The sequence below is a fragment of the Psychrobacter fulvigenes genome (assembly GCF_904846155.1).
In the GTDB taxonomy this organism is placed as follows: domain Bacteria; phylum Pseudomonadota; class Gammaproteobacteria; order Pseudomonadales; family Moraxellaceae; genus Psychrobacter; species Psychrobacter fulvigenes.
Genome location: NZ_CAJGZP010000001.1, coordinates 1,414,323 through 1,427,262, shown reverse-complemented (window position 1 = coordinate 1,427,262; position 12,940 = coordinate 1,414,323). Strand labels below are relative to the sequence as shown.

The window sequence follows — 12,940 nt, the reverse complement described above, 5'->3', positions numbered from 1 at the left end:
TGCGCTAATTGAAATGAATGCTTCTAAAAATCAGGACCGCTTAAGGTGTTAGCGCAAAGCTGGCCTGTTTATCGGTCGCATATTGATCTAAAGCAACCGCTTCTTGATTAAGCGATAAATTAACATTGTCTACATTATCAATCTGAATATTGAAAGGAGGTGTACCAAACAGCTTATAGTCACCAACCGTTTGACGACCAGACATCAGGCTGGCGCCTGACGCATCGGTGATAGTGATATCAGCATTAGCCGTTACATTGACGTCTAGTGCCGCATTTGTCATAGCAGCCGTATTATTTAAATTGAGCGCAGAGCCAGATGCACCGACATTATCGATAGCACTCGTATCGATTGCTGCTCCTTGCGCTTGCTCTGATGCTGACAGGTTTTCAACAACTGGGGTTGTGTCTTGAGAGTCTTTACTGGCATTGGTCACCATACGGAATAAAAACACTGCCAAGATAATCAAGCCTATGACGGCAAGAATCAGTAACGGATTGAAGCGAATCCGGCTACGGCTATCACGTTGCAAGGTACCCATCGGCCGTAATGGGGAATCAATATTACTTGTCGACTGTACCTTCAATTCATTAGGGTAAGCTGCATCAAAACTGGTCGCTACTTGTACAGGATCTAAATCTAGGAACTTTGCATAATTAATAGCAAAACCGCGGGCAAAAGCAGCTTGTGGCAGCGCTGAGAAGTTTTCGTCTTCCATCGCTTGCAGATGACGCTTTAAAATAAACAGCTCGCGTGATGCATCCTCTAAGCTTAATTGCTTAGTCTTACGGGCTTGCTGCAGCATGGCACCAAATGATCCCTGAGCGTTAGATTGATTGTTCGTTGATGGGTTGGTCATTTCCATGGTGCCTCTGGATTGTTAAGCCAAGTCTTAAGTTGTTTTGCTTCATCACTTAATGGATAAGCGGATAGCAACTGCTGCGCCAACTGTTGACGCGCCGTTATGTCATTTTGCGCGGCGGCAAGTTTGATACCTTGCAACAGAAGTCGCGGGCTCATACCCTGCCCCTTTACCAGTATCAAAGTCTCATCATAGAGTCTTTGCGCTTGCTGCACACGCTGTTGTTCAAGGAGTAAGTCAACCAGCTCGATATGAGCAATGATGCTGTTGCGATTACCCTCTAATGCACGTAAAAAAGCTTTGGCCGCGGCGGGTCTATTATCAAGCTGCAAATACGTACGCCCTAGGTTTTCAAGCGCGCCGATGCGTCCTTCATAACCCAAAGCCGAGCCTGCAACCTCAAACTGCTCTACTGCTTCGCTATAGCGTCCCATCTGGGATAAGTAAACGCCATAATTATTACGTGCTTGTTCAAAATCTCTATCTAGCGCAATTGCTTTCTTGAAATACTGATCTGCTTTTTCAAGATTAATGCGGCTGCCCTCTTGCTGCAACAGGACGCCCATCATATCATAGGCGGGTGCATATCGGCTATCAGCAGCGAAGGCTTTTTCTAGTTGACGCTGTGCGGTATCAAGCTCGTTTTTGCGGATATATTGCGCCGCAAGCGACGTGCGAACGCGGGCGATTTCTTGCTTATCAAGGTTGCGATTATTGCTGGGTTGGGTTGAGGTTTGATACTCCATCCCAGCAAGCTCGTTACTGGGCGTACTTTGACACCCAGCCGCCATCAAGGCCATAAGCGCACTTGCTATCAGTAAGCACTTAGGCATTAAGTACTTAGGCATTAAGTACTTAGGGAGTAAACATTTCGGCTTACGCCAAGCGTTTTTAATGGTCATCATAGCCGCCTTCATAAAACTGCAAATCAACAAAGCCATTAGTTTAATGGATTTAGATACCTTAAGTACAATTTAGTTTACATTACTACATTTCCTCATTGTTTCAGAGTATGAATGACAGCTGTATTTTTTGCTACAAGCTCTGATAAAAGAGATATTAAACCTCTACATCACTATTCATACCGCGATCCTTGATGCTTTGTTGCCATGCTGCCGAGCGTCTGGTTCGATCCGCTACCTGCCCAACTAACTGACCACAAGCGGCATCAATATCATCACCACGCGTTTGACGAATGGTACAAACAAAACCCGCTTCACTCAGGATATTGCTAAAAGCATGAATGCGGTTATTGCTTGATTTGTCATAAGGCGCATGCGGAAATGGGTTAAACGGGATTAAGTTAATCTTACTTGGCAAGCCATCGAGCAGCGCCACCATTTGTTTGGCATGCTCATCGCTATCGTTGACCCCATCTAGCATGACATACTCAATGGTCACATGCTTTTTATGGCGCGGATTGACGTCATAGACATAGTTTTTTGCGGCGGCGATGAGCTCCTCTAACGGATATTTTTTGTTGATTGGTACCAGCTCATTACGCAGCTCGTCATTGGGTGCATGCAGTGAAATGGCGAGTGCCACATCTATATCTTGCGCCAGCTGATACATTTTTGGTACTACGCCTGATGTCGATAAGGTGACACGGCGTTTTGATAAGCCATAAGCGTGATCGCTGAGCATCAGCTCCATCGAGCCGACCACTGGCTTGTAATTCAATAACGGTTCGCCCATGCCCATCATGACCACGTTGGTCACATTGTTTTCCCATAAGCTGTGATCAACACCCTCTAAACTATCATGCTCGTCAGTCATATATGAGGCATTGGCGACCCATAGCTGCCCGATGATCTCCGCCGCCGTCAGATCACGCTCAAAGCCTTGTTTGCCAGTACTACAAAAACTACAGTCAAGCGCGCAGCCTACTTGTGAAGACACACATAAGGTCTTACGGCCGTTCACTTTACTGTCATCTGCGGGAATAAGCACCGTCTCAACCAGCGAGCCACCCGTCACTTCAAACACCCATTTACGTGTGCCATCATCACTATATTGACGATGAATGACTTTGGGCGGAGTCACACAAGCATTCAGTGACAATTTATCACGCAATGACTTACTAAGGTTGGTCATCTGTTCAAAATCAGTCACACCGTGCTGATATATCCACTTAATCACTTGGGTCGCACGAAACGGCTTTTCACCGATACTTTTAAAGTAGTCGGCAAGTTGCGCTTGCGTCATTCCTAATAGGTTGGTCTTGGCTTGTGCCTCATCTACCAGCTTAATGCTATTAGTAGTTTTTGCAGGTACGTGCTGAATGGGTGTTTGAATAGTGGACATAATAGATAACCTTTTTGCATGAGCGTATTTATACGAGCTTTGCAATTATTTATAGGGATTTGACCATACCGTGGTGCATGAGCAATCCGTTATGAGCGCAGGTTTTATCAATTTAACGTTGTATTCATTTACTATGAACGCTTAGAACTCATAAATAGTAAATGATAAAAGTATGCTGATAAGGGATTGATAATGCTGAGTAATTATAGATAATGAGGTAAACGGCGACAGTTTTCAATAAAGAATACGATTATTATAATAGCTAAAACGGCTTATACCATAAGATATAAGCCGCTTGGCGAAACTAATACCGTTTCCAAAAATAGAGTAGCTAGGAAAACGAGTGCAAGTACTACACTTAGTAGGCTTAGCGAGTTTGACACCGCTAGTCGTAATTTTTGGGTTTGGTATAATTATTAACAATCATCCTTAATCATAACAGATGATATCAATAATCACCGCTATTAACGCGTACGTGCACAAACTTCATCATCATTGAAGAAGTAGCTGATTTCACGGCTGGCTGATTCAGCTGAATCTGAACCATGAACGGCGTTTTCATCGATGCTGCTAGCAAAATCAGCACGGATAGTACCTTCAGCAGCATCAGCTGGGTTGGTTGCGCCCATGATTTCACGGTGCTTAGCGATAGCGTTTTCGCCTTCCAATACAGACACAACAACTGGACCTGAAGTCATGAATGATACTAGGTCATTGTAGAATGGACGCTCTTTGTGCTCAGCGTAGAAACCGCCTGCTTTTTCGTCATCAAGATGCAGCATTTTTGCCGCAACGATTTTTAGACCAGCGTCTTCAAAACGGCTGTAAATTGCGCCAATGTTGTTGCCGCCAACAGCGTCAGGTTTGATGATAGATAAAGTACGTTCGTTAGCCATGAAAAGCTCCTAATAAATAGTTGGTTAAACAGGAAATGAAAGGGATTGTTTTATCTCTAGCCATCACGCCAAGTCCATTGCTATGTATCACCAATACGGACACACAACACTCAACGTAAGATTGTTGCCTATTATAATGATTGACGCTATAAATGATAGGGTTAATTTATGATTGTCTCTTACATGAACGTAAACTTAACAGTAAGACATGCTATAAATCTCAAAGCAGCGACAGTATTTAAATGACAAACCCCCATGCTCAGGCATCGGGGTCTATTTATTCACTTAAAGTAGTCTGCTTTCGGTCTATCTATTTACGCATCATATGGATCGCGCAGTACGATCGTCTCTTCACGGTCAGGACCGGTTGAGATGATATCGATAGGACAGTCAATCAAGGCTTCGATACGCTTGATGTACTTTTTGGCGTTTTCTGGCAAGTCATCATAGTTAGTGATACCAACCGTCGACTCGCTCCAGCCTTCTAATGTTTCGTATCTTGGCGTCACTGACTCATAGAATTCAGCATCATGCGCGCCTGCACATTCAGTCTCTGGTAAGTCGTAGCCTATACCAATGAGTAGCTCTTCAAGACCATCTAACACGTCAAGTTTGGTCAAGCAGATACCCGACATAGAGTTAAGTACCACCGCACGGCGTAGCGCTTCGGCATCGAACCAACCACAGCGACGCGCACGTCCAGTCGTCGCACCAAATTCATGGCCAACTCGCGCTAAATGTGCACCAACATCATCAAACAACTCAGTTGGGAACGGACCGCTACCAACGCGTGTGGTGTAGGCTTTAGTGATACCAAGTACATAGTCTAAATACAGTGGACCGATACCCGTACCAGTAGATACGCCGCCTGCTGTGACGCTTGAGCTGGTCACAAACGGATAGGTACCGTGATCGATATCAAGCAACGTACCTTGAGCACCTTCAAACATCAAGTTTTTACCTTCAAGGCGCATCTGATTCAGCTCTTCCGTTACATCAGTGACCAGACCTGTTAGCTCTTCTTTCCACTCTTGGCACAGCTTGAAAGTCTCATCAAAATCGATGGCATCAACCTTGTAGTACTGAGTCAGTTGGAAGTTATGATATTCGATTAAATTACGTAGTTTTTCTTCTAGATCTGCACGGAATAAGTCAGCAAGCTTGATAGCACGGCGAGCAACCTTATCTTCGTACGCAGGACCGATACCGCGGCCAGTCGTACCGATTTTACCCGTGCCGCGTTTGGCTTCACGCGCTTGGTCGAGTGCCACATGGTATGGCATGATGAGTGGGCAATTAGGCGAGATACGCAGACGCGCGCGTACCGGTACGTTGTTGTCTTCTAGCTCTTTCATCTCTTTTAATAGGGCATCTGGCGCTAACACCACACCGTTACCGATGAAGCAAGTGACGCCTTCACGTAAGATACCTGAGGGAATCAAGTGTAAAATAGTGGTTTTACCATCGACAACCAAGGTATGACCTGCGTTGTGACCGCCTTGGAAACGTGCAACGGCTGAGGCTTTTTCGGTGAGCAAGTCAACGATTTTTCCTTTACCTTCATCGCCCCATTGGCTACCTAAAACTACGACGTTCTTACCCATGATTAATCCTTACAATGATGTATTGAGGTGTGTACGATAACTTTGTAAATTTAAAATTTTAAAACATCTATAAAGTGATGTTGTTTTTCAGTCCAGATAGCATTTGGCTATATAGTCGATTCAATTTGAAAGAGAGTCAAGGCAACCGAGTACAGATGTATAAGTAATACATCAAGCGAGGTTAACGCTGTCACTCTTTTATAATAGATTGGCTATACGGCTTGTAGCTGCCACTGGTCATCTATAATGCTTAAGCGGTGTGTGAGCCCAACGGGACGATCATGCTCATTTAGCGGCATGGTGACACGACAACCTTGCTGACGTAAGCTTTTTACTTGCTGCTGTAAAGCCTGTGTTTTCAAGCCATCAGCATGACTCATATCGCTGTAGTTAATGACCACAACTGTGGGGTCATCCAAATGTGTATGGGCGAGCAAACGGCTGACATCCATACTAAAGCCGGTAGCATCTCTTGGCTCTTCATTGTGGATTTGTATACCGTCAAACCGACCACCACGAACCAGTGGCTGAGTCTCACTATTGATATAACCATTGAAGACGATACCAGTATGATAGTGATAGCCTGACAACTCAGTAATATCGATACTGACATCACACTGCCATTGCTGCTGTAGATGCTCTTTTAAGCGTTGCAGCTCATCGACTGCGGTGGCAATATCGGTATCTTGCTGTGCCGTATCTGATAGTTTGGCCAGCAATTGAGACATATCATGCCCATAACGCGCCAATGTATAAAAATCCTTACCCATTGGCAGCGCTTGGCAGACACGCTTTAACTCTGGTAGGTTTTTATTCGCATATAAGTGCATCAACTGTTTGGTATCACTATCAGGCAATTCTGCTAATATGGCTAAGCGCTTGAATATCGCTACGTGACCCAAATCAATATGCAGCGCTGCACTCATGTTTAGGTTGTTTATCATCGTAAACAACACATCTATCAGCTCAATATCTGCACTCAGCGACGCACAGCCAAATATCTCTGCACCCAACTGTAGCGGCGTACGTGAGCCAAATAGCCCTGATGGCAAGGTATGAATCACATCGCCTGCATAACAATAACGAGCAATACCATCGCCTCCATGATGCGCATCAATACGCAAAATCTGCGGTGTGATGTCAGCGCGCACGCCCATCAAGCGGCCCGTCAGCTGGTCAATAATCTTAAAAGTCTGACGTTTAAGATCTTCTGACGCCTCACTAAGCAATGACTCGGTATACTCGATCATCGGTGGACATACCAGTTGATAACCATGCGTAATGAGCTGCTGAGTCAGTTGATGACGCAGCACTTCTTGCTTTTGTGCATCTTCAAACAACACATCGACGACACCATCAGGCAATAGCCAACTATTGGCAACCTCTGCACTGAAGTTACTCAAATGAAAATTGCTTAAATGTGGAGCACCACCAGATGCGGTACTATGATCCATAGACTGGGTGTTGTTTTCAGAGCGTGATAGGTCGAGAACAGCTGATTCAGAACTTGCAGACACAATAAATCCTTGTTTGGCGTATCGCTTACCAAAAAAACGCGGCATTATAAGGGTGTTTTTATGAACTCATTAATGATGAGCTGTGTTTTTTAAACGCACCATCATTGACCCAATTATGATAAACAAACTAGGTAATACCAAAAAATAGGGATAATGAGCATAAATGGAAATGATAAAACGACTAAATTAATGCGATAAATGATCAAGGCACTTTAAGTTTTAAGTTTAGCATAGCAGCCAAGTTTCGCCTAGTCACAATTACAGCCAATATAGGGTTAGTTGTTATAGGAAGTTATTGATAGCTGAACACTCTCTTAAAATGATTAGAGTGCATCTATCCTAAACCCTGTTCGCAGCTAGCTTTTGATACCCGTAGACAAGCATTTGAAATTTATAGCAATGTTTTGTATGACAATATCCTATCGAACCCATGTTACACTAACCCACATTTGACGGTGCCATCATGCATAGCGATATTTATCGATTGCGAGGGCATACGCTTAATTCATTTACCAAACCCTATAATAATATCATCTACCTCGGAGACCCTATGTCATCTGACTACCATCCTAACCCAGCCGACAATCAAACCAACGTACTGGGCACTGCCCTTGCCAGCTGCTGCTTTGACCCTATTACTGGCTATTATCGTAATGGCTTTTGCCATACTGGCAATCATGACGTTGGTCAACATACCGTCTGCATCAAAATGACCAGTGAATTTTTGAACTTTTCAGCCAGCCGTGGCAATGACTTAATCACGCCGCTACCTGAATACAACTTCCCTGGTCTAAAGCCAGGCGACTACTGGTGTGTCTGCGCTTTACGTTGGGTCGAAGCTTTGGACTTCGGTGTTGCCCCGCAGATTAAGCTTGAAGCTTGTCACGAAAGCTTGTTGGCACTAGTCGATATCGACACTTTGAAGCGCTATGCCCTATAAATGTAAAAACTCCATTTAGCCTATCTGCGTGGGCATCTACGCTCGCTGGCAACACACATCATAAGTTATAGCTGCGGCGTCTTGGTAGCTTACGCCATCAGCAGCGATTTTTTTACACCATATGACAGGAGGTGATATGAATCACGATGACAAGCAGCCTATCAAGATGACCACACGTATCACCCCTGACTCCAATATCAATCATCTGTATTCTGTTAATAACAGTGACCACCCTTATCGGGTCGATTATGACAGTTATATCTATGGCGATGCAGATGCAACCGCAGAAGATACCCTAGAGACCATGACGGTCTACGACCCTGATGCTGAACGCTATGAAGACATTGAACCTTTAAGCATCAATGAGATCGTCAACTGTCACTCTTACTCTCGAAAGACAGGCGAGCGACTCAATCAGGTAGCGATCAGTGATGTCAGCAAGGCACTCACCAACAACGGTCAGTTCATCTGGCTCGGTCTATATGAGCCTAGCCTTCAAACCATCGCTGAAGTACAAAGTGCGTTTGATTTGCATGAGCTAGCGATTGAAGATGCTTTTGCAGATCATCAACGCGCCAAAATAGAAAGCTATAACAACGACACCATCTTCTTAGTGATACGGACGGCAAAGCTAGAAGGCAGTGTGATTCGCTATGGTACGACCGCCATTTTTATGGGTAAAAACTACCTAATTACCATTCGCACTGGTCCCTCGAACTCTTATGCTCCAGTGCGTGACCATTGCCACCGCCGTCCTGAAAAACTGCGCATGGGACCTATCTTTGTCTTGCATGCCATTCTTGACTTTATCGTCGATAACTATATGCCTATCACCGATCGTTTAGGCAGCTACTTACGTGAGCAAGAACGTAATATATTTACTTATGAGTTTAATAAAGAGACGCTGCACAATTTGTACGGATTGAAGTCTCAGCTGGTACATATGCGCGCGGTTATCTTGCCAGTCCAAGATATCTGTAGTTTTTTTATCAATCATAACCACAGTGATTTAGTCTCACCGTTTTCGCAAGCAGCCAGACCCTACTTCCGTGACGTGAATGACCATTTGTTACACTCTTTAGATGCCATCAACGGCTTAAATGAGATGCTGAGCGTGGTGATGAATACCTACATGGCCATGGTCAATATGGGACAGAACGAGGTCGTACGTAAGCTTGCCGCTTGGGCGGGTATATTGGCAGTACCGACAGCCATAGCTGGGATCTATGGTATGAACTTTGACTTTATGCCTGAGCTGCACTGGGAATATTCATATCTTGTCATCATGCTGATCATCGGCTCATTATGCGGCTACTTATACTACAACTTTAAGCGCTTGGGTTGGTTGTAAGTCGCCACTCTAAAACTGAGCTGGTCGTCTGCTCCTTTTCTAAAAGCTGAACTTAAAGTCATTATTTCCAGATATTATTGGTTTGGATAGCATATTAACTCTCATTATTTTCTATATTTTTATTGATAACGATTATCATTTGTAATACTATTCGCATTAATTCTTGCTCAGGTATTGCTACGGTACTTATTTACCGTCAGTGTTGCTAATTTTAATCATTTATTGAGGTTTTTATGCATTTATCCCGTCTAGGCCAAGCATTAACATTTGTCACGACAGCACTACTGCTCAACGCTTGTGGTGGTGAAGACGATATCAAGATAGGTGATGTGACGCCGCCTCTCTTGATCACTAATGATCAATTTAGTGATGGCTACTCAAACGTGGCAGCAGTATTCTTAGCAGGTCAGGTCAAAGATACTGGTGGAATGCAGTCATTAACCTATCAACTCAATGACAAACCAAATCAAGTGCTTACCATAAATAGTGAGGGTCTATTTAATGATAGTATTTTATTGGCACTAGGTAGGAATGTTTTGACTCTAACGGCAACCGATAAAGCTGGCAATATCACACAGTCTATTAAAACTATCTATTTGGGCGATAAGGTTGCTGCTGGAGGCTCGCATACAGGTGCTCTTAAAGACGGTCAGCTGTATGGTTGGGGACGCAATAATTACGGTCAAACCGGCCTCAATATGACATCAAAACTATCCGATATCAGTGTCCACCCTGCCACACCTATATTAATGAGCCGTGCTCCAAACAATCTTGCCAGCATTAGCTTTAACCAAAATCACTCATTAGCCATCGACCAAGAGGGTCACGTTTATAGTTGGGGTGAGGACAAATATGGACAACTGGGCCGCGGTGAGACAGGTCGTCATAGCTGCAGCAGTAAAGAGGATTGCCGTCTTGATATCTCTACCATTTCAGAAATCAACCATGCTCTGATGGTTGCTACTGGCTATAAGCACAACTTAGTCTTAACCAAAGACGGTTCTGTTTGGGCTTTTGGTGCCAATGGTCAAGGACAACTGGGCGATGGCTCAACCACTGATAGCAGCAACCCTGTCAAAGTTGACTTTTCTGCCATAGATGCTGGCCAGATTGTACAAGTGGTGGCCAGTGCAAATAGCTCTTATGCACTTGATGACAAAGGTCAAGTTTGGGGCTGGGGTAGCGATGCCTATGCCAACCTTGGGAAAGGCCAAGAATGTACCAGTGCTAATAACTGTGTTAACGAAAACCCTAAACCAGTCCGTATTTCAGTGGTTCAGACGTCTGACGTAGCAGATGATAGCCTTGAAATCGTCACGCAATTGGCCGCTGGGCGTGATCATGTTTTAGCATTAACCAATCAAGACTCGGTCTATGGCTGGGGCTTGAATGCCAGCAGCCAAGTGGGCTATAACGGCGAAATCTTCTCTAATACCGATAACGCTTGGAATAGTACAGTCACTGCACCCAAAAAGCTTCCTTGGTTCACGGACAAAGAAGTGCGCCGTATCTATGCCAATGGCAATGCCAGCTACGCACTACTGAATAATGGCAAGGTCTACCCTTGGGGTATGTTTGGTGAGACTAATGACATAGGAAGAACCATCTATAATGATTTGGATGAGCCGACTGACAAGCTCACCAGCTTGACGGATATCGATAATATAGCAATGGGCGCGATGCACCTCATTGCTCATGAGACATCAAACACACAGGCTGATGGCAACTTATTCACTTGGGGCTGGAGCTTTGAGGGCTCACTCGGCAGTGCAAACGCTGCTCATATATGGATGTATAACTATCCTATTCCCATTAGCCTGCCAAACTAGCACCAGCGTCATGCCAATATACTGGCAAACCCAAACCTTATAAAACGCCATAATAAGCGATAAAAGGGCACATATGCTATGCAGCCCTTTTATCCGTTAGATGACTTATTATCAGCGTTGTATTCATTTATGACACTCTTTTTAGGTAACACCATGTCTTTATCGCATAACTTCACGACACCTAAGCGATTCTCTCAACAATTCTTTAAACAGGCACCAGCTGTATCATTGCCCATTATTGTGCGTACGACTCTGTTAACGTTTAGCATCGTATTGACTGCTTGTGGTGGTTCAGACGACAGTACCTCCACTTCCCCTAACTTACCAGTCTTACCTGATGATAATAGCAACCAAGAAACGGATACTAACTGGCTACCAGCTGGCGGCGCAGCCACTATCAATTCTGATGTAGCACGTCCATTTTTACAGATAATGCCTAATCTACCGAGCAGTTTATTAGGCGGTATCTCACCTGGACGCGAGCTATTTATTACTCAATGGACACCCGCGAATGTCGGCCGCGTGCTATTTGATGGTGTCGGCCCATTATTCAACGCCAATGCCTGTACCCAATGCCATAGCGATGTAGGCCGCAAACCCATTCATCTTGCTAATGGTGAGTTGAGTGATGCGATTTTGTTTAGGCTGGGTGATAGGCAGGGTACGGCACATGCTTACTATGGTGAGCAAATGCAACATCAAAGCACTGACTCCAGTATTGCCCCTGAAGGTAAAATGCACTATAGCAGCACGACTGCGACTCAAAACACACCGTCTGGTACTGAGTTTACCTTTACTCCTACTGATACAACTCAACCTTTAGGAAACACTGCCATTAGTGGGCGTATTTCACCACAGTTAGTTGGTATGGGGCTACTCAACCTAATCCCTGAAGCTGATATTATTGCCGCAGCCGATTCAGATGACAGCAACCAAGATGGTATAAGTGGTCGCGTGCACTGGGTTTATGAGGGCAATCAACAACAGGTTGGGCGCTTTGGTTGGAAAGCAATTAACTCAAGCTTACGTACGCAAAACGCCAATGCTATGTCACAGGATATGGGGCTAACTACCTCAGTATTTATGGATCCCAACTGTACAGTCAATCAACCAATCTGTTGGACAGCAGAAAACGGTGGTAGTCCTGAAGTGTCAGATAGTAGCTTAGATGCCGTGGTTGACTTTATGACAGCGTTGGCAGTGCCTGAAAGGCGAATCAATGACTTACAAACCTTCAATCAAGGCGCTACTTTGTTTACCGATGTTGGTTGTGCTGGCTGTCATACACCCAAGCAAAAAACTGGGGAAAGCATCCGATTCCCACTCCTATCACAGCAAGTGATATACCCTTATACTGACCTGCTTTTGCATGATATGGGTGCAGGATTGGATGATGGTGTGAAAGAAAAAAATGCTGAAAGCTTTGAATGGCGTACACCACCGCTTTGGGGTATTGGGCTTGTAGCGCGTGATCCAGAAGCACGATTCTTGCATGATGGTCGGGCGAGCAGTTTAACCGAAGCAATATTGTGGCACGGCGGTGAAGCTGAAGAAGCAAAAACGCGCTTTAGACAGCTGCCTGCTGAAGAGAAACAAACCTTGCTCAGCTTCTTGCGAAGCATTTAGGTCGTTGCGCA

The 12,940-nt window shown here is 44.6% G+C and carries 10 protein-coding genes; 4 read left to right on the top strand and 6 right to left on the bottom strand.

Going from position 1 to position 12,940, the window contains the following annotated elements; genetic code table 11:
* Window positions 1-40: 40 nt before the first annotated feature.
* The 6 genes from JMX03_RS06240 to JMX03_RS06215 all read right to left on the bottom strand — a co-directional run bounded on the left by JMX03_RS06240 (window position 41) and on the right by JMX03_RS06215 (window position 7,120).
* Window positions 41-859, bottom strand: a complete 819-nt coding sequence (locus JMX03_RS06240) for a helix-turn-helix domain-containing protein (protein WP_201595272.1) — start codon at window positions 857-859, stop codon at window positions 41-43.
* Window positions 856-1,764 (bottom strand): type IV pilus biogenesis/stability protein PilW, encoded by a 909-nt coding sequence (gene pilW, locus JMX03_RS06235; RefSeq protein WP_227695404.1) that lies wholly within the window; start codon window positions 1,762-1,764, stop codon window positions 856-858. The genes JMX03_RS06240 and pilW overlap by 4 nt, the downstream gene beginning before the upstream one ends.
* 157 nt (window positions 1,765-1,921) lie before the next feature.
* Window positions 1,922-3,166, bottom strand: a complete 1,245-nt coding sequence (rlmN, locus tag JMX03_RS06230) for a 23S rRNA (adenine(2503)-C(2))-methyltransferase RlmN (protein WP_201595268.1) — start codon at window positions 3,164-3,166, stop codon at window positions 1,922-1,924.
* A gap of 464 nt (window positions 3,167-3,630) precedes the next feature.
* The gene (gene ndk / locus JMX03_RS06225; RefSeq protein ID WP_201574930.1) at window positions 3,631-4,062 is read right to left on the bottom strand and encodes a nucleoside-diphosphate kinase; all 432 of its coding nucleotides are present in this window, start codon (window positions 4,060-4,062) and stop codon (window positions 3,631-3,633) included.
* Window positions 4,063-4,376: 314 nt separating this feature from the next.
* A complete protein-coding gene (locus JMX03_RS06220; RefSeq protein WP_201595266.1) occupies window positions 4,377-5,666 on the bottom strand; it encodes an adenylosuccinate synthase in 1,290 nt (429 codons plus the stop codon).
* 212 nt (window positions 5,667-5,878) lie between these two features.
* The gene (locus JMX03_RS06215) at window positions 5,879-7,120 is read right to left on the bottom strand and encodes an ATP phosphoribosyltransferase regulatory subunit (RefSeq protein ID WP_201597837.1); all 1,242 of its coding nucleotides are present in this window, start codon (window positions 7,118-7,120) and stop codon (window positions 5,879-5,881) included.
* A 613-nt stretch (window positions 7,121-7,733) separates the two neighbouring features.
* Between JMX03_RS06215 and JMX03_RS06210 the strand changes: the two genes are divergently transcribed.
* The 4 genes from JMX03_RS06210 (at window position 7,734) to JMX03_RS06195 (ending at window position 12,929) form a co-directional block, all read left to right on the top strand.
* Window positions 7,734-8,123, top strand: a complete 390-nt coding sequence (locus tag JMX03_RS06210; protein WP_201574933.1) for a DUF2237 family protein — start codon at window positions 7,734-7,736, stop codon at window positions 8,121-8,123.
* A 136-nt stretch (window positions 8,124-8,259) separates the two neighbouring features.
* A complete protein-coding gene (gene corA / locus JMX03_RS06205; RefSeq protein ID WP_201595264.1) occupies window positions 8,260-9,474 on the top strand; it encodes a magnesium/cobalt transporter CorA in 1,215 nt (404 codons plus the stop codon).
* 233 nt (window positions 9,475-9,707) lie between these two features.
* On the top strand, window positions 9,708-11,303 hold the full coding sequence (locus JMX03_RS06200) for an RCC1 domain-containing protein (RefSeq protein WP_201595262.1): 1,596 nt from the start codon (window positions 9,708-9,710) through the stop codon (window positions 11,301-11,303).
* Window positions 11,304-11,456: 153 nt separating this feature from the next.
* Window positions 11,457-12,929, top strand: a complete 1,473-nt coding sequence (locus tag JMX03_RS06195; protein WP_201595260.1) for a di-heme oxidoredictase family protein — start codon at window positions 11,457-11,459, stop codon at window positions 12,927-12,929.
* The last annotated feature ends 11 nt before the right edge of the window (window positions 12,930-12,940 follow it).